Annotated in this window: 21 protein-coding genes; 4 read left to right on the forward strand and 17 right to left on the reverse strand. The window is 65.6% G+C overall.

Translation table 11 applies throughout. The features are described 5' to 3' along the window. Window positions 1-207 precede the first annotated feature (207 nt). Genes E2I15_RS35025 through E2I15_RS35040 form a run of 4 tightly spaced genes read right to left on the reverse strand, consistent with a single transcriptional unit; the run spans window position 208 to window position 5,717 of the window. Complete coding sequence (locus tag E2I15_RS35025; protein WP_069277603.1) at window positions 208-945, reverse strand: response regulator; 738 nt, start codon at window positions 943-945, stop codon at window positions 208-210. Then, window positions 942-2,690, reverse strand: a complete 1,749-nt coding sequence (locus E2I15_RS35030) for an ATP-binding response regulator (RefSeq protein WP_137481224.1) — start codon at window positions 2,688-2,690, stop codon at window positions 942-944. The genes E2I15_RS35025 and E2I15_RS35030 overlap by 4 nt, the downstream gene beginning before the upstream one ends. Beyond that, window positions 2,660-4,726, reverse strand: coding sequence for a sensor histidine kinase (locus E2I15_RS35035; RefSeq protein ID WP_170991663.1), 2,067 nt, complete (start codon window positions 4,724-4,726; stop codon window positions 2,660-2,662). The genes E2I15_RS35030 and E2I15_RS35035 overlap by 31 nt, the downstream gene beginning before the upstream one ends. A 34-nt stretch (window positions 4,727-4,760) precedes the next feature. Continuing rightward, complete coding sequence (locus tag E2I15_RS35040) at window positions 4,761-5,717, reverse strand: TRAP transporter substrate-binding protein (protein WP_155262740.1); 957 nt, start codon at window positions 5,715-5,717, stop codon at window positions 4,761-4,763. A gap of 228 nt (window positions 5,718-5,945) precedes the next feature. Here E2I15_RS35040 and ugpB point away from each other — a divergent pair, with 228 nt between their 5' ends. The 3 genes from ugpB to E2I15_RS35055 all read left to right on the forward strand — a co-directional run bounded on the left by ugpB (window position 5,946) and on the right by E2I15_RS35055 (window position 9,971). Then, a complete protein-coding gene (gene ugpB / locus E2I15_RS35045; RefSeq protein ID WP_155262756.1) occupies window positions 5,946-7,265 on the forward strand; it encodes a sn-glycerol-3-phosphate ABC transporter substrate-binding protein UgpB in 1,320 nt (439 codons plus the stop codon). A gap of 191 nt (window positions 7,266-7,456) precedes the next feature. Beyond that, window positions 7,457-8,596: an NHL repeat-containing protein gene (locus E2I15_RS35050; RefSeq protein WP_137479768.1), complete on the forward strand. Its 1,140-nt coding sequence runs from the start codon at window positions 7,457-7,459 to the stop codon at window positions 8,594-8,596. Window positions 8,597-8,744: 148 nt separating this feature from the next. After that, the gene (locus E2I15_RS35055) at window positions 8,745-9,971 is read left to right on the forward strand and encodes an ABC transporter substrate-binding protein (RefSeq protein ID WP_137479767.1); all 1,227 of its coding nucleotides are present in this window, start codon (window positions 8,745-8,747) and stop codon (window positions 9,969-9,971) included. A 194-nt stretch (window positions 9,972-10,165) separates the two neighbouring features. On the opposite strand, the gene E2I15_RS35060 is transcribed toward E2I15_RS35055, so the two are convergent. The 10 genes from E2I15_RS35060 to E2I15_RS35105 form a co-directional block, all read right to left on the reverse strand. Further along, window positions 10,166-10,585 carry a hypothetical protein gene (locus E2I15_RS35060; protein ID WP_283810536.1) on the reverse strand — a complete coding sequence of 140 codons (420 nt, stop codon included), beginning with the start codon at window positions 10,583-10,585 and terminating at the stop codon, window positions 10,166-10,168. After that, on the reverse strand, window positions 10,555-11,802 hold the full coding sequence (locus E2I15_RS35065; RefSeq protein WP_137479766.1) for an MFS transporter: 1,248 nt from the start codon (window positions 11,800-11,802) through the stop codon (window positions 10,555-10,557). The genes E2I15_RS35060 and E2I15_RS35065 overlap by 31 nt, the downstream gene beginning before the upstream one ends. Then, window positions 11,799-13,181 (reverse strand): ribosome biogenesis GTPase Der, encoded by a 1,383-nt coding sequence (der, locus tag E2I15_RS35070; protein ID WP_137479765.1) that lies wholly within the window; start codon window positions 13,179-13,181, stop codon window positions 11,799-11,801. Before der ends, E2I15_RS35065 begins: the two co-directional genes overlap by 4 nt. A 52-nt stretch (window positions 13,182-13,233) precedes the next feature. Continuing rightward, window positions 13,234-13,788: a hypothetical protein gene (locus tag E2I15_RS35075; RefSeq protein WP_137479764.1), complete on the reverse strand. Its 555-nt coding sequence runs from the start codon at window positions 13,786-13,788 to the stop codon at window positions 13,234-13,236. 86 nt (window positions 13,789-13,874) lie between these two features. Continuing rightward, complete coding sequence (locus tag E2I15_RS35080) at window positions 13,875-14,531, reverse strand: tetratricopeptide repeat protein (RefSeq protein WP_016839891.1); 657 nt, start codon at window positions 14,529-14,531, stop codon at window positions 13,875-13,877. A 354-nt stretch (window positions 14,532-14,885) separates the two neighbouring features. Then, entirely contained in the window at window positions 14,886-16,496 is a 1,611-nt protein-coding gene (locus E2I15_RS35085; RefSeq protein ID WP_137479763.1) for a class I adenylate-forming enzyme family protein, read from the reverse strand. 10 nt (window positions 16,497-16,506) lie between these two features. Further along, window positions 16,507-17,328 carry a 3-methyl-2-oxobutanoate hydroxymethyltransferase gene (gene panB / locus E2I15_RS35090; protein WP_137479762.1) on the reverse strand — a complete coding sequence of 274 codons (822 nt, stop codon included), beginning with the start codon at window positions 17,326-17,328 and terminating at the stop codon, window positions 16,507-16,509. Between the two features lie 2 nt (window positions 17,329-17,330). Then, complete coding sequence (locus tag E2I15_RS35095; protein ID WP_137479761.1) at window positions 17,331-17,915, reverse strand: NnrU family protein; 585 nt, start codon at window positions 17,913-17,915, stop codon at window positions 17,331-17,333. A gap of 149 nt (window positions 17,916-18,064) precedes the next feature. Then, the gene (locus E2I15_RS35100) at window positions 18,065-18,676 is read right to left on the reverse strand and encodes a UCP034077 family protein (RefSeq protein ID WP_137479760.1); all 612 of its coding nucleotides are present in this window, start codon (window positions 18,674-18,676) and stop codon (window positions 18,065-18,067) included. A 227-nt stretch (window positions 18,677-18,903) separates the two neighbouring features. After that, complete coding sequence (locus tag E2I15_RS35105) at window positions 18,904-20,523, reverse strand: peptide chain release factor 3 (protein ID WP_018271257.1); 1,620 nt, start codon at window positions 20,521-20,523, stop codon at window positions 18,904-18,906. 153 nt (window positions 20,524-20,676) lie between these two features. Between E2I15_RS35105 and sugE the strand changes: the two genes are divergently transcribed. Beyond that, window positions 20,677-20,991, forward strand: coding sequence for a quaternary ammonium compound efflux SMR transporter SugE (gene sugE, locus E2I15_RS35110; RefSeq protein WP_137479759.1), 315 nt, complete (start codon window positions 20,677-20,679; stop codon window positions 20,989-20,991). Window positions 20,992-21,049: 58 nt separating this feature from the next. On the opposite strand, the gene E2I15_RS35115 is transcribed toward sugE, so the two are convergent. The 3 genes from E2I15_RS35115 to E2I15_RS35125 all read right to left on the reverse strand — a co-directional run bounded on the left by E2I15_RS35115 (window position 21,050) and on the right by E2I15_RS35125 (window position 23,826). Then, the gene (locus E2I15_RS35115) at window positions 21,050-22,054 is read right to left on the reverse strand and encodes an inorganic phosphate transporter (protein ID WP_137479758.1); all 1,005 of its coding nucleotides are present in this window, start codon (window positions 22,052-22,054) and stop codon (window positions 21,050-21,052) included. Window positions 22,055-22,067: 13 nt separating this feature from the next. Then, window positions 22,068-22,712 carry a DUF47 domain-containing protein gene (locus tag E2I15_RS35120; RefSeq protein ID WP_057019846.1) on the reverse strand — a complete coding sequence of 215 codons (645 nt, stop codon included), beginning with the start codon at window positions 22,710-22,712 and terminating at the stop codon, window positions 22,068-22,070. 145 nt (window positions 22,713-22,857) lie between these two features. Beyond that, window positions 22,858-23,826 (reverse strand): branched-chain amino acid ABC transporter permease, encoded by a 969-nt coding sequence (locus tag E2I15_RS35125; RefSeq protein WP_137479757.1) that lies wholly within the window; start codon window positions 23,824-23,826, stop codon window positions 22,858-22,860.

A 23,826-nucleotide genomic window follows, 5' to 3' on the forward strand; every position in this document is an offset into this window, starting at 1 on the left:
ACTTAGGGATTTTTGCGCGGATTGACAGCCTTTGTGTCGCTGAATCCGCCCGTGCCACACAACGAATTCGTCGTCCCGGCGAAGGCCGGGACCCATAGCCACAGGAGAGGGTTATTTGACGATTGTCGCGCCGCTTGCCTCTTACGACCGCCGCGGCGTATGGATCCCGGCCCCCGTGCGCAATTGCGCACTAGGCCGGGACGACAATCACGCCTTGTCCCCGGTCGGCGAGAACAGGTAGCCGCCGCCGCGGATGGTGCGGATCACCGACGGCTTGGTCGGGTCGAATTCGATCTTGCGGCGGATGCGCATGATGCGCAGGTCGACGGCACGGTCGAAGGCTTCCGCGTCGCGCGCATTGGCGAGTTCCAGGAGCCGCTCGCGCGACAGGACCCGCTTCGGGTTGGCCGCGAACACCTTCAGGAGGCCGAATTCGGAGGCCGTCAGCGGATGCTCGTTGCCCTCGTCGTCGCGCAGCGCCTGGGCCTCGAGATCGAGCCATTTGGTGCCGAACCGCACCAGCTGCTCCTTTTCGGCCTTCGCGCCCGCCGGTTCCGGCGCCGCCGTTTTCGCCGGCCCGCTCCGCCGCAGCACCGAGCGGATGCGCGCCATCAACTCGCGCAATTCGCAAGGCTTGGCCACATAGTCGTCGGCGCCGAGCTCCAGCCCGACCACCCGGTCGATCGGGCTGGCAGTAGCTGTCAGCATGATGACGGGGACGTTGATCTTGCTCTTGAGGTCGCGGATGATCGACAGCCCGTCTTCCTCGGGCATGTTGAGGTCCAGCACCACGAGATCGGGCGTGCAGCCCTCGATCTCCTTGCGCAGGCTCTTGCCGCCGTCGCACAGCGTCACGCCGAAGCCGTGCATCTTGAGGTAATCGCCGACCATTTCGCGGGCCGGTGCCTCATCGTCCACGATGAAGATATGCGGGTTCTGGCTCATGATGTCTCTGTCGCCGGCAGTGTAACCGTAAAGGTCGACCCCTGTCCGGGGCCCGGGCTCTGCGCGGTCACATGGCCGCCATGCATGTCGATGATGCGCTTGACGATGGAGAGGCCGAGCCCGGTCGAGCTCTCGCCCGCGGTCGGCTTGGCCGACAGCCGCTGGAACCGGCCGAACAGCCGCCCGAGATCCTCGGGGCTGAGGCCGGGACCCTGGTCGACGATCCGGATCACGGTGTCGTCGCCCTCATGGCTGACCGTGACCGTGATCTTGCCGCCGATCGGCGAGTACTTGATGGCGTTGCTGACGAGGTTGTCGATCGCCTCGCGGATCCGGTCGGCGTCGCACATCGTGACGAATTGCTGCGGCCCCGAGACCGAGATGCTCTGCTGCTTGTTGACCGCCGAGGGCAAATTGGCCTCGGTGACCTCGTTGACCAGGGCCGCGACGTCGACCGGCTCGCGGCGGATGGTGATGTCGAACGCATCGGCCATCGCGTCCGAGATCAGATGGTCGACCATCGAGGTCAGCCGCTTGGTGGCGTCCCGGATGTGCTCGACCTGCGACGTGACGTTTTCCTTCGGCGAGCCGGCGCCGATCAGTTCGGTCAGCATCTCGGTGCGGCCGAGGATGACGCCGAGCGGGTTCTTCAGATCGTGGGCGACGGTGCCGAGGATCTCGTTCTTGAAGCCGTTGGCGCGCTGCAGCCGCAGCCACTGCGCCGAGAGCCGCCGGTTGGCCTGCATCAACGCGCGGGTGCGCTGCGCGACGCGGTCCTCGAGCTGGGTGTTGGCCTCGTGCAGCTGCTGGTAGAGGATCACATTGTCGAACGCGATCGACAGCCGGCTCGAAAAGATCTCGACGAGCGCACGGTCGGTGTCGGAGAGCTGGCGCTCGGCCTGCAGCAGCACCACGACCTCGCGGCCGCTGCCGGTGCGCGAATAGAGCACGCTGCGGTGGTCGGCGAACTCGTTCTTGCGGCGCTGGAATGCTTCCTCCACCATGTGCCGCAGGTCCGGATCGAGCGCCTTAGACGAGGTGGTGCCGATGAAGCGGCTGTAGCAGCCCGAGCAGGCCAGCACCGAGAAATCGGACGCGGCCGCGTTGCCGTCGTCGCGCAGCACCAGGATCCCCGCGCAATCGACATTGAGCAGCGAGGCGAGTTGCGTCAGCACGCCCTCGGCCAGCCGCTGCATCGACTTGAAATCGTACAGCGTCGAGGCCGCGTCGATGATGATCTCGAGCCCGCGCCGCGTCTGCACCATGCGCTCGAGCTGCTGGTAGCTGCGCAGCGCGGCGGTCAGCGACGTGAACAGCTTGTCGGCGGTGAGCTCGGTCTTCGCCTTGTAGTCGTTGATGTCGTATTGCACGATGACGCGCCGTTCCGGCGCCTGGCCGGGCTGGCCGGTGCGCAGGATGATGCGCACGGTCTCGTTCTTGATCTCGTTGCGGATGAACTCGACGAGCTCGAGGCCGGCGACGTCGGTCTCCATGATGACGTCGAGCAGCACGGCTGCGATGTCGGGGTTGTCCCGCATCAGCGTGCGGCCTTCGGCCGCAGAGTATGCCGAGAGGATCTCCAGCGTCGAACCGTTCAGGTTGTAGTCGCTCAGAGCGAAGCGGGTGCCTTCATGGACGGCGTGATCGTCGTCGATGACGGCGATCTTCCATTTGCGGGCCGACGAGTCCTCCGGGGGGCTCTCGGTATCGTCGATCAGTTGGAGGACATCGTCCTGTTCGGCCATTGACTGGTTCCGTCGGCTGCTGCGTCAGTGATCGTGGGCTCGCCCTTGGCTGCCCCCTTGGCGACCCTGGGCATGATAATGCGAAAAGTGGTGCCTTGTCCTACCCTTGACTCCAGCATCATGCGTCCGCCGAGCTGCTGGGTGACGAGGTTATAGACGATGTGGAGGCCGAGGCCCGTACCACCTTCGTTGCGGCGCGTCGTAAAGAACGGGTCGAACGCCTGCCGCTGCACGTCCGGCGTCATGCCCGCCCCGTCGTCCGCGAAAATGATCTCGACATCGTCGGCGCCGCGCCCGCGCGCCGAGATGGTGATGGTGCCGGAGCGGCCATCGGCAAAGGCATGATTGACGGCGTTGAGGAAAAGATTGGTTAAGATCTGCCCATAGGCGCCGGGATAACCGTCGATCAGGAGCCCCTCGGGCACATCGACCGACAGCGCGATCGCGGCCTTCTTCAGCACCGGCCGCAGGCTCGCCACGATCTGGTCGGTGGATTCGCTCAAGGCGAACTGGCGGCGCTCGGCATGCGAGCGATCGACGGCGACCTGCTTGAACGACTGGATCAGCTCGCCGGCGCGCTGCAGGTTCGCGACCAGTTGCTGCGATGCGTCACGCGAGGCGCGCACGAACTCGTCGAGCTTGGAGCGGCGTAGCGGCTCGGTCTTCAGGTCGTTCTCGAACATCTCGCTGCGGCGGGCGAAGCTCGAGGCCACCGTCAGGCTGATGCCGATCGGATTGTTGACCTCGTGGGCGACGCCGGCAACGAGGCCGCCGAGCGCGGCGAGACGCTCGGCATCGATCAGGTTCTGCTGCGCGGTATTGAGCTCGAGCAGCGCGCTTTCGGCCTCCTCCTTGGCGGTGCGCAGCTCGTCCTCGGTCTTGCGCTTGGCGATCGCGTTTTCACGGAACACTTCGACCGCACGCGCCATGGCGCCGACCTCGTCCTTGGCCGAGGTGCCCTGCACCGGCCGGTCGAGGTCCCCCGAGGTGATGGTGCGCATCGCGGCCATGATCTGCGCCAGCGGCAGGCGGATCGACAGCGCGATCATGACGCCGGCCGACATGATGACACCGAGGAAGATCACGGCAATCGACAGCACCCGGCGCGAGATCGAGGTCAGCGTCTTGTCGAACGTCTCCTGCGCCTTCTGCTCGCGCTGGCGCATCTTCACCGAGAGATCGTCGATCGCGCCGATCGCATCGGCCTGGCTGGCGTCGATCGAGTTGCGCAGCAGATCGGTGCGGTTGGTGAGCTGCTCGCTGAGCTTGCCGAGCCCGTCGCGCAGCTCGGCGGTCTTGACCTTGAGCCGCGCCAGCGCCATCCGCTGCAGATCGTTTTCGGCCAGATCGGTCATGACGGGAATCGTCTTCTCGATCGTATCGATGTTGCGGCGGGCTTCCTCGGCCGACGAGGAGGCCAGCGAGAGATAGTAGGCGTTGGCGGCGACCAGCAGCGAGGTGAACGCTTCGCGCGACTTGCCGAGCGCGGGCCAGATCAGTGCATCGCGATGGCCGGTTGCGCCCTCGATGATCGAATAGAGCCCGGCCATGTCCTTGGTCGGCGACAGCACCTGCTCATCATAGGTCTTGGCGATCCTGGTCTGCACGGTGCGCAGTTCGCCGAAGCCGTCGAGGAAGCGGCTGGTGACGCGCTCCAGCTCCTCGACCGAGCCGGACAGCATCGGGTCGGTCGAGGCCCGGTTGGTCAGCGTGCCGAGCACGGCCTCGCGGAGCAGCAGGATTTCCGCGAACAGGTCCGGGCTCGGCTGGTTGATGTAGCGATGGATCAGGTTCTGCAGGCGGCTGGTCTCGCTTTCGAGCTTGGCCAGGATCTTGTCGGATTCCCGCACCTGGCGGACATCCTCCCAGGCCGAGCCGAGCACCTTCGAGCCGTTCCAGATCAGCACCGCCAGCACGATCACGACCGCGGAGTTGAGCAGGGCGATCGAAAGGATGCGCCAGCGGATCGGCACCGCACGCAGCAGCTGGACGATGCGGATACGGCCCTGCGGCCCGAAGGCCGCCGGCCGTCGCATCGTCCCGTCCTGCTTTGCTGCGTCCAAGATCCGGTTACTCCATGTTGCGGATGCGTTCGATCAGCGCTGATATCGCAGGATCGCGCGCGGCCCTGGCGTAGATGCCGGCCATTGCAGCTTCGAACGGCTTGCGGTCGATGTCGGTCACGATCTCGACGCCCGCCAGCTCCGCCTGCTTGCGCGAGCGCTCCTCGAGCTCCCGCCACCTCCCGCGCATGTAGACGCTGGAGCGCTGCGCAGCCTCGCGGAAGATCGCCTGCTCCTCCGGCGAGAGGCTGGCCCAGGCCTTTTGCGACATCAGCAGCACGTCCGGACTGAACGTGTGTTGGGTCAACGTGTAGTAGCGGGCGTGTTTGTAGTGACCGGTGGTGACGAAGGACGCCCAGTTGTTCTCGGCGCCGTCGATCAGCCCGGTGGCGAATCCGGTCAGTACCTGGCCGTAGGGCATCTGGACCGGCTGGGCGCCGAGCGCGCGCATCACGTCCGACATCCGTTCGGATTGCTGCACGCGCAACCGCAGTCCCTTGACGTCGTCGAGCGAATGGACCGGGTGGACGCTGTTATAGATCGAGCGGGCGCCGGAATCGTAGAAGGCAAGCCCGACGAAGCCGTGAGCTCCGAGACTGTTCAGGATCTCGCTGCCGATCGGTCCATCCAGCACGTTCTGCAGGTGTTCGGGCGATCGAAACAGGAACGGCATTGCCAGCACGTTGACCGACGGCACCATTGTCCCGATCAGCGCGACATTGGTCCGGTTCAGGTCGATGGCGCCGGCCCGGGTCTGCTCCAGCGTCTCCTTTTCCTCACCGAGCTGGCGGGAATGGAAGACCACGATGCGGTGCCGGCCGGCGGTGCGTTCGGCGATCAGGCGGTCCATGTAATTCAGCGCCTGGACGGTCGGATAGTCCTCGTTCTGGGTATCGGCGGTACGGAATTCGCGCGCGAAAGCGCTCGCCGGGACCGCTGCCCATGACAGCGCGACGGCAAGCATCGTTATCCGCGAAAGGCCGGCGCGGCGGTACACAGGCTACAATTCCCCTTGTGATTTGTGTCCAGGGCGGGAAGAAAAGGTTCAACGCATTTTTAGCAGAATGGCGCTGGTTCGCCATCGGCCAAACGTTAAATCCGCGCTGCAACCTGCGGTGTCGGTTGAATCTGCGGTTGTGGCGCCTTATCAGGGCGTATTGGCATCCGGGACCGGCTCGTCGTGAAGTTCGTTTTGAAGCACGCCTTGAAGCTCTTGCACCTCGTCGTCGCGGCTCTTCTGCTTGTGTCGCCGGCGCGAGCGGCCACCGAGATCATGTGGTGGCACGCGATGTCGGGCGAGCTCGGCAAGCAGCTCGAGAAGCTTGCCGCCGATTTCAACGCCTCGCAATCCGACTACCGGATCGTGCCCGCCTACAAGGGCAACTATACCGAGACCGTCACCGCGGCGATCTTCGCCTTCCGCTCGCGCAGCCAGCCGGCGATCGTACAGGTCAACGAGATCGCGACCGCAACCATGATGGCGGCCCGCGGCGCGATCTATCCGGTGTTCGAGCTGATGCGCGATCAATCCGAGGCATTCGCGCCGTCGGCCTATCTGCCCGCAGTGGCCGGCTACTATGCCGATGTCGACGGCAACATGCTGTCGTTCCCCTTCAACGCCTCGACGCCGATCCTCTACTACAACAAGGATATGTTCCGGTCCGCCGGGCTCGATCCGGGTGTGCCGCCGAGGACCTGGCCGGAGCTCGGTGTCGTGGCCAAGCGGCTGCGCGCGGCGGGCGCGATGTGCGGCGTGACCACGTCGTGGCCGTCCTGGATCAATGTCGAGAACTTCTCCGCCTTCCACAATCTGCCGATCGCAACCAAGGCCAACGGGTTTTCCGGGCTCGACGCGCAGCTGATCTTCAACAATCCGCTGGTGGTGCGCCACATCGCGCAGCTCGCGCAATGGCAGGCCGACAAGAGCTTCGACTACAGCGGCCGCGGGCAGGCGGCCGAGCCGCGCTTCCAGAAAGGCGAATGCGGCATCTTCATCGGCTCGTCGGGTACGCGCGCCGACATCAAGGCAAATTCCAAATTCGAGGTCGGCTACGGCATGATGCCGTACGAACCCGACGTGCAGGGCGCGCCGCAGAACTCGATCATCGGCGGCGCGACGCTGTGGGTGCTGCGCGACCGGCCGCGCGCCGAATATGCCGGCGTGGCGAAGTTCTTCGCCCATCTGTCGCGGCCGGAGGTGCAGGCCGCCTGGCACCAGAACACGGGCTACCTGCCGATCACCCGCGCCGCGTTCGATCTGACCCGCGCGCGGGGTTTCTACGATCGCAATCCCGGCGCCTCGATCTCGATCGAGGAGGTGACGCTGAAGCCGCCGACCGATAACTCCAAGGGCATCCGCCTCGGCTCGTTCGTCCTGATCCGCGACGTGATCGAGGAGGAGCTCGAGCAGGTGTTCGCCGGCAAGCGTTCGGCGCAGGCCGCGATGGACAATGCCGTCGAGCGCGGCAACCGCCTCTTGCGCCAGTTCGAGCGCGCCAATCCCGACCGGTGAGCATGCAATCACGTAGCCCGGATGCAGCGAAGCGTAATCCGGGATTCTGTGCCGCCCCGGAGACCGGCCCCGGATTTCGCTTCGCTGCATCCGGGCTACGCACCTCCTTGCGATTGACTCGCTTCCCGCCTCACGATTGACTGCGCTCCCAAGCGGAACAGCCCGCCAAGAAAAATCTCGGGAGGCAACCAATGACGCCGACGTTCAATCGCGCGCGCTCCATTCTGTCCGGATTGTTTCTCTCCGCCTGCATCGCATCATCGGCCCTTCTCACTCTGCACGCGCCCGCCGGGGCCGGCGACGTCCCGACCTTCGCGGTCGACGCGTCCTGGCCAAAGCCGCTGCCGAACAACTGGATCCTCGGCCAGGTCGGCGGCATCACGGTGGATTGGCAGGGCCATATCTGGATGATCCACCGGCCGCGCTCGCTGACCGACGACGAGAAGGGCGCGAGTCTCAATCCGCCACGCTCAAAATGCTGCGTCTCGGCGCCGCCGGTGCTCGAATTCGACGCTGACGGCAATCTGCTGCGGTCCTGGGGCGGCCCGGGTGACGGCTATGAGTGGGTTGGCCGCGAGCACGGCATCGAGGTCGACGAGCGCGGCTTCGTCTGGATCGGCGGCAATGCCGACAATGACAATGCGATCCTCAAGTTCACCCTCGACGGCAAGTTCGTCGCGCAGATCGGCTCGATCGCGCCGAGCAAGGGCAGCAACGACACCACCCAGCTCGGCAAGCCCGCCGAGACCGCGATCGACAAGGAGGCCAACGAGATCTACGTCGCCGACGGTTACGGCAACCGGCGCGTCATCGTGTTCGATGCCACTACCGGCGCCTACAAGCGGCACTGGGGCGCCTATGGCAACAAGCCCGATGACGCCAAGCAGCCGCCCTACGATCCGAAGGCGCAGGTCGCGCAGCAGTTCGGCAATCCGGTGCACTGCGTGAAGATCGCCAATGACGGACTGGTCTATGTCTGCGACCGCATCAACAACCGCATCCAGGTGTTCAGGAAGGACGGCAGCTTCGTGAAGGAGTTCTTCTTCGAGAAGAGCACGCTCGGCAACGGCGCGGTGTGGGACATCGCGCTGTGGTCCGATCCCAAGCAGACCTACCTGCTCTCCGCCGACGGCGAGAACAACGAGATCCGCATCATCAGGCGTGACGACGGCGCGGTGGTCGGCAGCTTCGGCCGCAACGGCCGCAACGCCGGGCAATTCCACTGGGTGCACGCGCTTGCGGTCGACGCCCAGGGCAACGTCTATACCGCCGAGGTCGACACCGGAAAGCGGATCCAGAAATTCAGGCTGACCTCGGACGCACTCAAATAAGCAGCATGCGGGATGACGGTTCGACGCAGTTCATGCGGCTTTATACGGATTGCCGCCTCCCCCGGGAAAGGGTAAGCGGGAACCTGAGCGACCGGCAAAAAGGCTCCGCAAGAGGGCTGCCCGAGCTTTAGACAGTGGAGGGAATTTCATGACAACGACGTTTGCGCGGCGCTGCGCCGCGCTTCTTGCTTGCGCTGCACTCGGCTTCTCAACCTCTGCGTTCGCGCAGGACAAGACCGTCAAGATCGGCGTGCTGAACGATATGTCGAGCCTCTATGCCGACATCGGCGGACCGAACTCGGTGGTCGCGATCAAGATGGCCGTCGAGGATTCCGGCCTGCTCAAGAAGGGCTGGAAGATCGACGTCCTGAGTGGCGACCACCAGAACAAGCCCGACGTCGGCGTCAACATCGCTCGGCAGTGGGTCGACAACGAGAAGGTCGATGCGATCGCCGACACGCCGAACTCCGGCGTGGCGCTTGCGGTCAACAACCTCGCCAAGGAGAAGAACATCGTCCTGCTGAATTCGGGCGCAGCGACCGCCGACCTCACCGGCAAGGCCTGCACGCCGAACACGATTTCATATACCTACGACACCTACATGCTGGCCAACGGCACCGGCAAGGCACTGACGAAGGCCGGCGGCGACACCTGGTTCTTCCTGACGGCCGACTATGCATTCGGCCACGCGCTTGAGCGCGACACCACCGCGGTCGTCAACGGCAATGGCGGCAAGGTGCTCGGAAGCGTCAAGCATCCGATCAACACCGCCGATTTCTCGTCGTTCCTGCTGCAGGCACAATCGTCCAAGGCCAAGGTGGTCGGCCTCGCCAATGCCGGCGGCGACACCACCAATGCGATCAAGCAGGCGGCCGAATTCGGCATCGTTTCCGGCGGCCAAAAGCTCGCGGCGCTACTGCTGTTCATCAACGACGTGCATTCGCTCGGGTTGAAGACCGCGCAAGGCCTGACGTTCACCGAATCCTTCTACTGGGACATGAACGACCAGACCCGCGCCTGGTCGAAGCGGTTCGCCGCTTTGGCCAGCAAGAACGCGATGCCGTCGATGACCCAGGCCGGCAACTACGCGATGGTGCTGCACTATCTCAAGGCGATGGAAGCGCTCGGCGGCAATCCGCATGACGGCGCCAAGGTCGTCGCCAAGATGAAGGAATTGCCGACCGACGACCCGCTGTTCGGCAAGGGCCCGCTGCGCGCCGACGGCCGGCGCCTGATTCCGGCCTATCTGTTCGAGGTGAAGAAGCCCGAAGAGTCCAAATACCCGTGGGACTATTACAAGCTGATCGCCACCATCGCGCCGGAAGACGCCGCGAAGCCGCTTGAGGCCAGCGACTGTCCGCTGGTGAAGAAGTGACCGCGTAGCGGTCATTCCGGGCGCGCAACGCGCGAACCTCAGGGGCGAGTGCGCCCCGGAGAATCTCGAGATTCCGGGTTCGATGCTGCGCATCGCCCCGCAATGACTTTTTGCATCTTCTTACTTCGATCCAACGCCGCCAAGCGATCCATATTCCGCTTGGGCGGCGTTGAGCTTTCGGCAGCGCCGAAAATTCAGCCGCGCTTGTGCGCCGATGCCGGCTTTGTGGCCGGTGCAGGCCGCGGCGATGCCGCGCGTGCCGCCGTCGTCCTGGACAGCTTTGTTGTCTCGGTCGCACCCTGCTCCATCGCGGTCCACTTGCTGTCGTCGAGCAATCGCGCGAACAGGCGGTCGCGCTCCGCCTCGGTCAGCGACAACATGCCGAACAACGAGCTCAGCAGCAGCCCCCGCGCCGCCGCCCAGCGCAGCAGCGCGAGATCGGGATCCCTCGCCTCGGCCTTCATCAGCGCGACCTTCTTGATGTCGACATCGCGCGGCATCGCCATCAATTCGGGATTCTCGTTCATCGCGACGGAATAGAGCGTCTCGTGGTGGATCCGTTCGGCGAGCGGCTTTGCCAGCCCTAGGCTTTCTTCGCCGCCGTCGCGCGCCAGGCGATGGCGAGCGCGAGCAGCAGCAGCGCGCCGGCCAAATAGAACGGCGCGCCGGGCAGCTTCACCGGCACGTTGTCGCCGATGAAATACGCGAAGATCAGCGTGAACAGGAACGGGCCGATCAATTCCGACATGCTCTGCACGCTCGATGTCGCGCCCTGCAGCTGGCCCTGCTGGTCGGCGGCGACGAGCTGCGTCGTCAGCGCCTGCGTCGCAGCGCCCGAGAGGCCCCACAGCGCCATCACGGGAATGCCGATCCAGAACAGCTGGCCGGTCGGCGCGACGCCGAAGATCACGAAGCCCAGGGCGCCGCAGACAAGGCCGAGGAACAGCGCGTTGCGCTCGCCGAGGCGCTGCACGATCGGGCCGATCGCCGCGCCCTGCACGATCATGCCGCAGAGGCCGACCAGCGCCAGCGTCGCACCGACGGCGCCGGTGTCCCAGCCATAGCGATAGGTGGCGTAGAGCACGAACACCGAGGGCAGCACGACATGCGCGAGCTGGCCGAAGAACGTCGCCAGCGACAGGCCGGCGAGCGTCCGGTTCGAGCGCAGAAAATGCAGCGCGCCGATCGGATTGGCGCTCTTCCATTTGAACGGCGCGCGCCGCTCCACGGGCAGCGATTCCGGCAGGATGAGCAGGCCGTAGAGCCCGTTGACGAAGCTCAGACCCGCCGCCGCCCAGAACGGCAGCCGCGGATCGATCTCGCCGAGCAGGCCGCCGAGCGCCGGTCCGAGGATGAAGCCGGCGCCGAACGCGACGCCGATCTTGCCGAACATCGCGGCGCGCTGCTCCGGCGCGGTGACGTCGGCGATATAGGCGAACACGGTCGAGATGCTCGACGAGGTGATGCCCGAGATCGCCCGCCCGATGAACAGCCAGATCAGGTTCGGCGCCAGCGCCATCAGCACATAGTCGGCGGCGAGACCGAAATTCGACAGCAGCACCACCGGCCGGCGGCCGAAGCGATCGGACAGTGCGCCGAGGATCGGCGAGCAGACGAACTGCATCAAGGCCCAGATCGAGCCGAACACGCCGAAGATGCGCGCCGCGTTGGCGGTGTCGTTGTTGACGAAGCCCTCGATCAGCTTGGGCAGGATCGGGATGATGATCCCGATCGCGAGCATGTCGAGCAGCAGGGTGATGAAGATGAAGATCACCGCGCCGCTGCGCGGTTGCGCTTCAGCAACCGTGTCGCTCTCCCCCCCTTCGCTCACGACGGCCGTTTGCGCTTGTGTGCGAACGGATTGGCCTTCTCGCGCAGCGTGATTCTAACAGGCGTGCCCGGCAGATCGAAGGTCTCGCGCAGCGAGTTGATGAGGTAACGCAGATAGGATCGCGGGATCGCGTCGGCGCGCGAGCAGAACAGCACGAAGCTCGGCGGGCGCGCCTTCACCTGCGTGATGTAGTTCAGCTTCAGCCTGCGGCCCGAGACCGCCGGCGGCGGGTTGGCCTGGATCGCCTGCTCGAACCAGCGATTGAGCGCCGAGGTCGGCAAGCGCCGGTTCCAGACCGCATAGGCCTCCTGGATCGCCGTCATCAGGCGGTCGATGCCCTCGCCCATCAGGCCGGAGACGGCGACGATCGGCGCGCCCTTGACCTGCGGCAGCCAGTGGTCGGCATCGGTGCGCAGTTGCGAGATCTGGTTGGGTTTGCGCTCGACGAGGTCCCATTTGTTGACCGCGAGCACGATGGCGCGGCCTTCGCGCTCGATCAGGTCGGCGATGCGCAGGTCCTGCTCCTCGAACTTGTTCTGCGCGTCCATCATCATCACGACGACTTCGGCAAAGCGCACCGCGCGCAACGCGTCGGCGACCGAGAGCTTCTCCAGTTTCTCCTCGATCCGCGAGCGGCGGCGCAGGCCGGCGGTGTCGAACACCCGGAACTGGCGGCCCTGCCAAGTGATCTCGACCGCGATGGAATCGCGCGTGGTGCCGGCCTCGGGACTGGTCAGCAGCCGCTCCTCGCCGAGCAGATGGTTGATCAACGTCGACTTGCCGGCATTCGGCCGGCCGACGATGGCGACGCGGATCGGGCGCTGCGCGGCCTCCTCCTCCGAGATGTCCTCGTCATCCTCGAGCTCGTCGTCTTGCTCCGGTGTCTCCGGCACCAGCGCGCTCAGCGCCTCGTGGAGGTCGCCCATGCCCTCGCCATGCTCGGCCGAGATCTGGACGGGATCGCCGAGCCCGAGCGCGTAGGATTCCATCGCGCCGATCTCGCCATGCTTGCCCTCGGCCTTGTTGGCGACCAGCACCACCGGCTTGTTGGCCTTTCGCGCGAAGTCGGCGAAGGCACGATCGGTCGGCGTCAGGCCGACGCGGGCGTCGATCACGAACATCAGGGCGTCGGCGAGCTCGATCGCAGTTTCGGTCTGCTCCTGCATCCGCGCCGTCAGCGAGCCCTTGGCGCCTTCGTCGAGGCCCGCAGTATCGATGATGGTGAAGTCGAGGTCGTAGAGCTTGGCCTGGCCCTCGCGTCGGTCACGTGTCACGCCGGGCTCGTCGTCGACCAGCGCAAGCTTCTGGCCGACCAGCCGGTTGAACAGCGTCGACTTTCCGACATTGGGCCGGCCGATAATGGCGATGGTAAAAGACATGGATCATCCAGGCGCCGCGTCGCGGCGCGCGTCAATGAATTGAAGCAGGAGCCTAGCGGCTAAATCCGCCGCTCGGTAGCGGTGCGGGGAAGGCGCCGCCGGATTGTTGCGTGGTCTGGGTCTGCTGGGCCGGCGCCGCGGGCTGCGCCTGCTGATCGTCGGCGGGTGGCGCGGTGGTGCGGCGGCGGACGATCTTCTTCGGCTTCGGCTCCGGCGGCAGCGCGGCGGGCGCGCCCTCCTCGGCTGCGGCATCGGGCGCAGCCGCCTGATCTGCGGCCGGCGCTGCCCTGCCCTTGGCGTGCTTCTTGGCGCCCTTCGGCGGCTCCGGCGGCGGGGCCGGCTGGGCGGCGGCTGCCGCGGCGTTCTGCTGATCGAGCTGTTCCTGCTGCGAGCCCTTGTACAATTCCTTCGGCACGCCCTGCTCGAGGCCGGGCACGCCTTCGGGGAATACCGGCTTGCGGTCGCCCTGAAGCTTCTTCTTGGTATCGAGGAAGTCGAGCAGGTCGCTCGGATCGAAATTGGACATGCCGCCACCGCCGCAACCCGCCAGCACGCTGCAAAGCGCTGTCAGTACTGCGGCTGCGATCAGGCGTTGCGAGCGGCGCATGGTCGATCTCTCACTCAAACTCGGGTTTTGTCTGGGCATGATCCGATCGGAAAACCGGTTCCCACTTTTCCGGATCATGCCTCAAGTCAGCTTTTCGCGACCGGCGGCAACAAGGCCTGCAGCGCCTCGGCGCGCGAGCGCATGCTCGGCGGCGTCTCGCCGTCATTGGCAATCTGGTCGAGCCACTGCCGCGCGGCGGTGGCATCGTTGGCGCGCCAGGCCGACAGCGCCAGCAGCTCGCGCGCGGAATGGCGGAACGTCGAGTCCTTCGCCGTTGCCGTCGCCTCCAGCCGTTGCAGCATGTTCGGATAGGTGGTGGTCTCCATCAGGATCTGCGCGGCGCGGATCCGCGCCAGGTCCTGCTCGGGACCGCCGACGCTGCGGTCGGCTGCGATCTCGTCGTAGAGCTTCGCGGCAGCCGGCTGATCGCGGGTCGCGACCTCTGCGGCCATGCGCAGCCGCGCCAGGTTGCGGTAACCCGACGGCGCCTTGGTGATGAGGGCGGCAAAGGCGGCCTCGGCCTCGGCGTGCTTGTTTTGATCGGACAGTTCGACGGCGCGGTCGAACGCCGCGCCGGCCTCGGCGGCCTTCCTGGCCTCGAGATACTGGTAGCCGCGCCAGCCACCGACGCCCGCAACGATCAAGATCGCCAGGGCGATGATAAAGAGCGAGTACTTGTCCCACAGCTTCTTGAGCTGATCGCGACGGACTTCCTCGTCGACTTCGTCAAATAATTCAGACACTTAAGGCTATCCCATCCCCTCGGGACCGCTGCCATCGGTGGGGCCCAGCCCCTACCCGATCCCCACATCGCGGCGGCGTTACCCTAATGGTGTGGCGGAGGCAAGGCAAAGCGAGGCGGATCAAAGCGTTAACGGGGGACGTTTGCAGCGGCATACGACAGCGGCCGGCTCCCTCTCCCGCTTGCGGGGGAGGGTTGGGCTGGGGAGTCTCCACGAGTCGGATCAATGAAAGTGTCCCTGTGCGAAGAGAGCCCCTACCCGGATCGCATCCGACGATGCGATCCGACCTAAGAGCGAGCTACGCTCGTCTCGACCCCGCAAGCGGGGAGGTGCACCGCACCGAGTTCGTGGATGCTACGTCGACGCCCGCTGCGCCCCTGCTGATAGGCTCTCGCGCAGCTGCCGCTTGATCACCTTGCCGTTGGCGTTGCGCGGCAGCGGCACTGATGTCAGCGCCATGGTCTCCGGCACCTTGTAGTCGGAGAGCCGCCCGGCGCACCAGGCGCGCAGGCTCTCCGCATTCACGTCGGTGCGGGTCACGATCACGGCGTGCACGCGCTCGCCGAGCACCGGGCACGGTTTGGCGATGATCGCGCTCTCGACCACGGCGGGATGGCCGGCCAGGACGGACTCGACCTCGGCGGAATAGATCTTCAGTCCGCCGCGGTTGATCATGTCCTTCTGGCGGTCGAACACGCGGACGAAGTTCGCCGCGTCGATCGAACCGAGATCACCGGAATGCCAGAAGCCGGCCGTAAAACTCTCGGCGGTCGCGTTCGGATTGTTCCAGTAGCCCTTGATGACCGAGGCGCTGCGGATCCAGAGCTCGCCGATCTCGCCGCGTGGCAGTTCGCGGCCGTCGGCGCCCATCACGACGATCTCGGCGCCGGGGCACGGCAGGCCGACGCTGTCGATATGGGCGGCGGTCAGTTCGCCCGGCATCAGCGTCGAGGGCGACGTGGTCTCGGTCGCGCCGTAGCAATTCGCAAGCTTCAGCCCGGGAATCTTGGCGTCGAGTTTTTCGATGGTTGCGACCGGCATCGGCGCGCCGCCGAAGCCGCCGATCCGCCAGCTCGACAGGTCGTAGCTGTCGAAATCCGGCTGCATCAGGCAGAGATTGTACATCGCCGGCACCATCACCGTGTAGGTGACGCGCTCGCGCGCCGCGACCTTCAGATATTCCGAGGCCTTGAACTCCGGCATGATGATCAGTGCGCCGGCGCAGCGCGCCATCGTCGTGATGTTGGCGACCGCGCCGGTGACATGCGCGAGCGGCACCGCGGCGATCGAGCGATCGGCCCTGGTCAGCTTCAGGCACGAGGCGAACACCATCGAGGAGTGGATGATGTTGCAATGCGCGAGCATGGCGCCCTTCGGCCGGCCCGTGGTGCCCGAGGTGTAGAGGATCATCGCGGTGTCCTCTTCCCTCACCTGTGCCGGTGCCTGGGCCGGAGCGTTGTCGGCGAGGCCAGCGAATTGCGACGCGCCGCCGTCGCTGACGGAAATGCGATGCTTGAGACCGGGAATGTCGGCGGCATCGGGGATGCGATCCGCGAGCGTGGCTTCATGGACCAGAAGCGTCGCGCCGCAATCGTTCAGCACATAGGCGATCTCGGGCTTCTGCTGGCGCGTCGAGAGCAGCACCGTGACCAGCCCGGCATGCGCGGCGGCGAACATCATCAGCACGAATTCGATGCGGTTGCCGAGCAGGATCGCGACGCGGTCGCCGGGCGCAAGGCCGAGTTTTGCAAAGCCCGCCGCGACCTTGGCCGATTTCTCCGCGACCTCGCGCCAGCTCAGCCGCGTCGCGCCGCAGACCAGCGCCTCGCCGTCGCCGTTCTGCGCAACGGCGTCCGCGATCATCGCCCACAGGCTGCCGGGCCGTTCCGGAAAAGCCGGCACGACGCGGTCGCCGAAGCGCGGCTCGAGCCGCATCGGCGGAATTGCGTGCTGCGACCAGTCCATGTCTGCCCCGTCAGCTCTTCTTCATGCCGTAGACGTGCTCCGGCCCCGGGAAGGCGCGGCTCTTCACGTCGCGCGCATAGCCAGCGACCGCCTCCTCGATCGCGGGGCCGAGATTGCCGTAGCGGCGTACGAATTTCGGCGCGCGCGACGACAGGCCGAGCATGTCCTCCAGCACCAGCACCTGGCCGTCGCAGGCCGCGCTGGCGCCGATACCGATGGTGGGAACGGCGATCGCTTGCGTGATCTTGCGCGCCAGCGGCTCGGCGACCGCCTCGACCACGATCGAGAACGCGCCCGCCTCCGCGATAGCCCTGGCGTCGTTCTCGATCGGCGCCCAGTTCTCCTCCTCGCGCCCCTGCGCGCGGAACGAGCCGAGCGTGTTGATCGATTGCGGCGTCAGCCCGATATGACCCATCACCGGAATGCCGCGCTCGGACAGGAACGCCACCGTCTCGGCCATCCGCACGCCGCCCTCGAGCTTGACCGCGCCGCACAGCGTCTCCTTCATGATCCGCACCGCCGACCGGAACGCCTGCTCCTTCGACTCTTCATAGGAGCCGAATGGCATGTCGACCACGACCAGCGCAGCTTGCGAGCCGCGCATCACCGCGCGGCCCTGTAGGATCATCATGTTGAGCGTGACCGGCACCGTGGTCTCGAATCCATGCATCACGTTGCCGAGGGAGTCGCCGACCAGGATGGCGTCGCAATGCTTGTCGAGCAGCGCCGCGGTGTGCGCATGGTACGACGTCAGCATCACGATCGGCTCGCCGTTCTTGCGGGCGCGGAGATCGGGCGCGGTCTTGCGCTTGATGGCGGATTGAACAGACATAGTCAGGCTCCCATGACAGGCACGCCGATCACGACCGGGTGGAACGCAAACGCCAGCGCCAGATAGACGATGACACCGACCGCAATCGCGATCAGGTCGTTGGTTGGGCCCCCCACCGGAATCGGCGGCGCGCCGGCATCCGCGCGGCGCTTCAGCGAGATGCGGTCATAGACCGCCCAACCGAGAAACGAGCCGAACAGGATGATCGAGCCGAGATCGCCATTGGCGAGCAGATGCGCGAACGCCCACAGCTTGACGCCGGCGAGCATCGGATGCTTCAGCGTGGTGTAGATGCGGCCGCGGAGATAGGAGGCGACGACCAGGATGACGGCGGGCAGCATCAGCGCCACCGCGATGTGCTTGAACGCTGTCGGCGGCGTCCAGACGTCGATCCATCCGGTCGCGCGATAATGCGCAAAGCCCCAGATGATCAGCACGAGCCCGGCCGCGGAGGCGAGCGAATAGGCGATCTTGTAGACGCCCTCGCCCATCGCCTTGATCAGGCCGGCGCGCATCTCGCGCAGGCTGGACAGCACATGGACGCCGAGGAACAGCACGAGACCCAGGATCATGACGAGCAGTCCCACGATGTTCCTCCCCTGATCGATCAATGCCCTCGCGTATCACCTTCGCCGGGCGGGTGGCAATGCGTCAGCCACGCGCTCCGTCATTCCGGGATGACCCGCAGGGCCGGGCCCGGAATCTCGAGGTAAAGCGCGCCCCGGAACGACGTGTCTCACGGCTTGTCGGCCGATTTGGCCAGCTCGCGGTTGTCGACATAGCGGATCATGATCGGCCGGCCGGCCAGCGCCCCGCCCAATCCGCCGGTGAATTTCAGCGGCAGGCAGGCATCCAGCGAGGCATTGATCGCATTGAGGTAGGTGGTGCGGGTGTCGGCCGGGATGCCGCGCGTCGAAAATGTCAGGCGCGGCGCGCCGATCATCTCGCCGGTCCGCTTGAAGCTGAAGCGCACCGACATCTGCATGCCCTCGCGCGCGTCGTCCGGCGGTGGCGGCGCCCAGCAGGCGCGCAGCGCGGCGAAGAGATCGCCGATGGTATCGAGATCATGATCCGGCTTGCGGTACTTCTCGGCCTGATCCTGCGGTGGCACGGTCAGGATCGTGAGCTGGAGATTTTCGCCGTACGGATAATCGATCTCGGGCAGGCATGGCCCGTGGTTGAACACGCTGCAATAGGATGGGATGCAGGGCCCGCTGTCGAGCACGCTGCAGGGCGTGTGCGCGAACGGCACCGGGTTGGTCTGATGCCGCTGCCGCGCGGAGGCAGCGCCCGCGAGCGCAAAGGCCAGCACGGCAAAAGCGAGGCAGATGACGACGCGTCGGAGCATGCAGGCGAACCCGGATTGCGCTCCGGGGAAAATGGTGCCGCAGCCGGACCGCGGCAAGCGGGGCCGCGTTCACGTCCTCGCGCTTTTATCGCCATCACCGCACTGTCTGTCATCGCCCCGCTCGACCGGGCGATCCCGTATTCGAGAGACCGCTGTGATTGACCGCTAAGGCCGCGGCGTACCGGGTCCCCGGGTCCAGCCGGGGGACGACACCGAGTCTGCGGAGGCTACGCCTTCTTCTTCACGTCCTTGACGTTGGAGAAGGTGATGCCCTCGGCGCGCTCACGGGTGTAGCCGAGATAGAACTCGTTCTTGGCCATGAACACGGGATCACCGTCGACGTCGTCGGCGATGCCGGAATTGTTGGCGGCGATGAACGCGTCGAGCTGCTTGCGGTCGTCGGACGAGATCCAGCGCGCCAGCGAGAATTCAGAGATCTCGAACTCGACCGGCAGCGAATATTCCGCATCGAGCCGCGCCTTCAGCACGTCGAGCTGCAGCGGGCCGACCACGCCGACCAGCGCCGGCGCGCCGTCGCGCGGGCGGAACACCTGCACGACGCCCTCCTCCGACATCTGCTGCAAGGCTTCCTTCAGCTTCTTCGCCTTCATCGCATCGGTCAGCCGGACGCGGCGGACGATTTCCGGCGCGAAGCTCGGCACGCCGACAAAGGTCAGATCCTCGCCCTCGGTCAGGGTGTCGCCGATCCGCAGCGTGCCGTGGTTCGGAATGCCGACGACGTCGCCGGCAAAGGCCTCGTCGGCGACCGAGCGGTCCTGCGCGAAGAAGAACTGCGGGCTCGACAGGCTCATGTTCTTGCCGGTGCGCACCAGCTTGGCCTTCATACCGCGGCTGAGCTTGCCCGAGCACAGCCGGGCGAAGGCGATGCGGTCGCGGTGGTTCGGATCCATGTTGGCCTGGATCTTGAACACGAATGCGCTCATGCGCGGCTCCGATGCCTCGACCTTGCGCAAATCCGAGTCCTGCGCGCGCGGCGCCGGCGCGAACTTGCCGAGGCCTTCCAGCAGATCGCCGACACCGAAATTGCGCAGCGCGCTGCCGAAATAGACCGGCGTCAGATGGCCTTCGCGGAACGCCGCGAGCTCGAACGGCTTGCAGGCTTCCGAGGCCAGCGCGAGCTCGTCCTTGACCTCGGCGACGTCGAGATTGGGGTTGCGCTTGCCGAGATCGGCGATGTCGATCTGCTCGGTGGCGCCGGTCTTGGCGCCGCCGCCCTCCAGCAGCCGCACGCCGCCATTGACGACGTCATAGGTGCCGAGGAAGTCGCGGCCGCGGCCGACCGGCCAGGTCATCGGCGTGGTGTCGAGCGCCAGCGTCTTCTCGATCTCGTCCAGAAGCTCGAAGGTGTCGCGGCTCTCGCGGTCCATCTTGTTGATGAAGGTGATGATCGGGATGTCGCGCAGCCGGCACACCTCGAACAGCTTTCGGGTGCGCGCCTCGATGCCTTTCGCGGCGTCGATCACCATGACCGCGGAATCGACCGCGGTCAGCGTGCGGTAGGTATCTTCCGAAAAGTCCTCGTGGCCCGGCGTGTCCAGCAGGTTGAACACGAGGTCGTTGAACTCGAAGGTCATCACCGAAGTGACGACCGAGATGCCGCGCTCGCGCTCGATCTTCATCCAGTCCGAGCGCGTGTTGCGCCGCTCGCCCTTGGCCTTGACCTGGCCCGCGAGATTGATGGCGCCGCCGAACAGCAGCAGCTTTTCCGTCAGCGTGGTCTTGCCGGCGTCCGGGTGCGAGATGATCGCGAAGGTGCGCCGTCGCGCCACTTCCTCTGAAAGCGGCGAGCGGGACGGCGATTCGGCTGAAACTGAAATGTCGGACATGGCGGGGCATTTGGCAGGGAAAACGGGCGCAATCAAGGGCGTTTTGTCGCAATGCGGAACGGCCGCACCGTCCCCATATAGGCACCGGAAGGACGACCTTCTCCTCACCATACCATTCGCGGGGACGACCCTGCCTTTTCTGGAGGGTTCGTGATGGCTTGGACCATTCTGTTCACCGCTGGCCTGCTCGAGATCGGCTGGGCGATCGGGCTGAAATATACAGAAGGTTTCTCGCGGCTGGTGCCGTCGGTGCTGACGCTGGCGGCGATGGCCGGCAGCGTGATCCTGCTTGGCCTCGCGCTCAAGACGCTGCCGATTGGAACCGCCTATGCAGTCTGGACCGGGATCGGCGCGGTCGGCACCGCGGCGCTCGGCATCATCCTGCTCGGCGAACCCGCGACCGCGATGCGGCTGGCCAGCATCGGGCTGATCGTGTCCGGCATCGTCGGGCTGAAGCTGGTCGGCTGATGACTTCCTTGGGGCGCGTTTTCTTAACACGAACCGGCTTCCGCTTCGCTCGAAAACGCTACCTCAGAATCTGCACCGCCCAATAGCTCGCGGCTGCGACCGCGGCCGACGCCGGGATCGTGATCACCCAGGCGTAGACGATCGAGCTCGCTACATTCCAGCGCACGGCGGAGAGCCGCCGTGCCGCGCCGACGCCGACGATGGCGCCGGTGATGGTGTGTGTGGTCGATACGGGAACCCCGAGATAGGTCGCCATGAACAGCGTCGCGGCGCCGCCGGTTTCGGCGCAAAAACCCTGCATCGGCGTCAGCTTGGTGATCCGCAGCCCCATGGTGCGGACGATCCGCCAGCCGCCCATCAAGGTGCCCAGCGCCATCGCGCTCTGGCAGGCCAGCACCACCCAGAACGGAATCTCGAAGGTGTCGCCGAGATGGCCCTGCGAATAGAGCAGCACGGCGATGATGCCCATGGTCTTCTGCGCGTCGTTGCCGCCATGGCCGAGCGAATAGAGCGACGCCGAGGCGAATTGCAGGATGCGGAAGGCGCGATCGACCGCGAACGGCGTCGAGCGCACCGAGAGCCAGGACACGATCGCGACCAGCACCAGCGCCAGCAGGAAGCCGACCAGCGGCGACAGCACGATCGCGAGCAACGTCTTGGAGAGCCCGCTCCACACCGCCGCCGAAATGCCCGCCTTCGCCATGCCGGCGCCGACCAGGCCGCCGATCAGCGCGTGCGAGCTCGACGACGGAATGCCCAGCGCCCAGGTGATCACGTTCCAGACGATCGCGCCGACCAGCGCGGCGAAGATCACGGTCGCATCCACCACCGACGGCTCGATGATCCCGGTGCCGATGGTATTGGCAACGTGCAGGCCGAACACCAGGAACGCGACGAAGTTGAAGAACGCCGCCCAGAACACCGCATATTGCGGCCGCAGCACGCGGGTCGAGACGATGGTCGCGATCGAGTTCGCGGCGTCGTGCAGGCCGTTCAGGAAGTCGAACAGCAGCGCGACCGCGATCAGGATGGTCAGAATCGGAAGACCCAGCGTGGCGTCCACGTGAACGACTCCGCTACACTTGCTCGATCACGATCGAGTTGATCTCGTTGGCGACGTCGTCGAAGCGGTCAGCCACTTTCTCGAGATGATCGTAGATCTCCGCGCCGACGATGTAGTCCATCGTGTTGGCGTCGCGGTGCTTCAGGAACAGCTCCTTGAGCCCGATATCCTGGAGATCGTCGACCCGGCCCTCGAGCTTGGTCAGCTCCTCGGTGATCTGGGTCAGCATCGAGACGTTGTGGCCGATCGACTGCAACAGGGGCAGCGCGCGGCCGACCAGATTGGCACATTCGACGATCAGGCCGCCCATCTCGCGCATCGGCGGCTCGAACTCGCGCACCTCGAACAGCATGACCGCCTTTGCGGTCGCCTGCATCTGGTCGACCGCGTCGTCCATCGAGGTGATCAGGTTCTTGATATCGCCGCGATCGAACGGGGTGATGAAGGTGCGGCGAACCGCGGTCAGGACCTCGCGGGTGACGCTATCGGCGTCGTTCTCGAACTGATTGACGCGCTGGCAAAAGACGGGTGTCTCCTCCCCGCCCTTCAGCATGTCCTGCAACGCCAATGCGCACTGCACCGAGGTCCGGGCGTGGCGGGCGAACAGGTCGAAAAAGCGCTCTTCCTTGGGCAGGAAAGCGCGAAACCACCGCAGCATGTCTCAGTTCCATCGTTCCGGGGCAGCCCTTTTAGCGGCTGTCACAGAACTGTCATAGAGCATCTGGCGGGGAAAGCATCGGGATCGACCGCCCAAACGGGCGGTCGTCCACCGCTATGTCGGCCGAAAATCGCCGAGACCTGCCCTACAGCGACCGCCGCAACAGGTGGGCCAGCTCGCCGACCAGGCCGCGCCGGAACAGCAGCACGCAGGCCACGAAGATCACGCCCTGGATCACCGTCACCCACTGGCCGAAACCGGCGAGATATTGCTGCATGGCGATGATCACGAAGGCGCCGACCACCGGGCCGAAGATGGTGCCGAGACCGCCGACCAGCGTCATCAGCACGATTTCACCGGACATCGACCAGTGCACGTCGGTGAGCGAGGCATTCTGCGCCACGAACACCTTCAGCGAGCCGGCAAAGCCCGCCAGCGTGCCCGACAGGATGAAGGCGAGCAGCTTGTACTGGTCGGTCTTGTAGCCGAGCGATATCGCCCGCGGCTCGTTCTCGCGGATCGACTTCAGCACCTCGCCGAACGGCGAGTTGATGGTGCGGTAGATCAGCAGGAAGCCGGCGAGGAAGCCGACCAGCACGACGTAATAGAGCACCATCGGCTTCGACAGGTCGAAGATCCCGAGCAGGTGGCCCTGCGGGATGCCCTGGATGCCGTCCTCACCATGGGTGAACGGCGCCTGCAGGTAGATGAAGTAGAGCAGCTGCGACAGCGCCAGCGTGATCATCGAGAAATAGATGCCCTGCCGCTTGATCGAGATGTAGCCGGTGGCGAGGCCGAGCAAGGCCGCGGCCGCGGTGCCGACCAGGATGCCGAGTTCGGGCGACAGTCCCCACACCTTCAGCGCGTGCGCCGAGACGTAACCGGCGGTGCCGAGGAACATCGCGTGGCCGAACGACAGCAGGCCGCCATAGCCGATCAGGAGGTTGAAGGCGCAGGCGAGCAGCGCGAAGCACAGCGCCTGCATGACGAAGAACGGATAGATCCCCGTCCACGGCACGATCGCCAGCAGCAGCGCCATCGCAGCGAATACGATCATCTCGTCGCGCATCGCGCGCGGCGTGATCGGAAGTGTATCGTCGGTCAATGCTGACAT

This window comes from Bradyrhizobium sp. BR2003 (genome assembly GCF_009720285.1).
Classification (GTDB): Bacteria; Pseudomonadota; Alphaproteobacteria; order Rhizobiales; family Xanthobacteraceae; genus Bradyrhizobium; species Bradyrhizobium elkanii.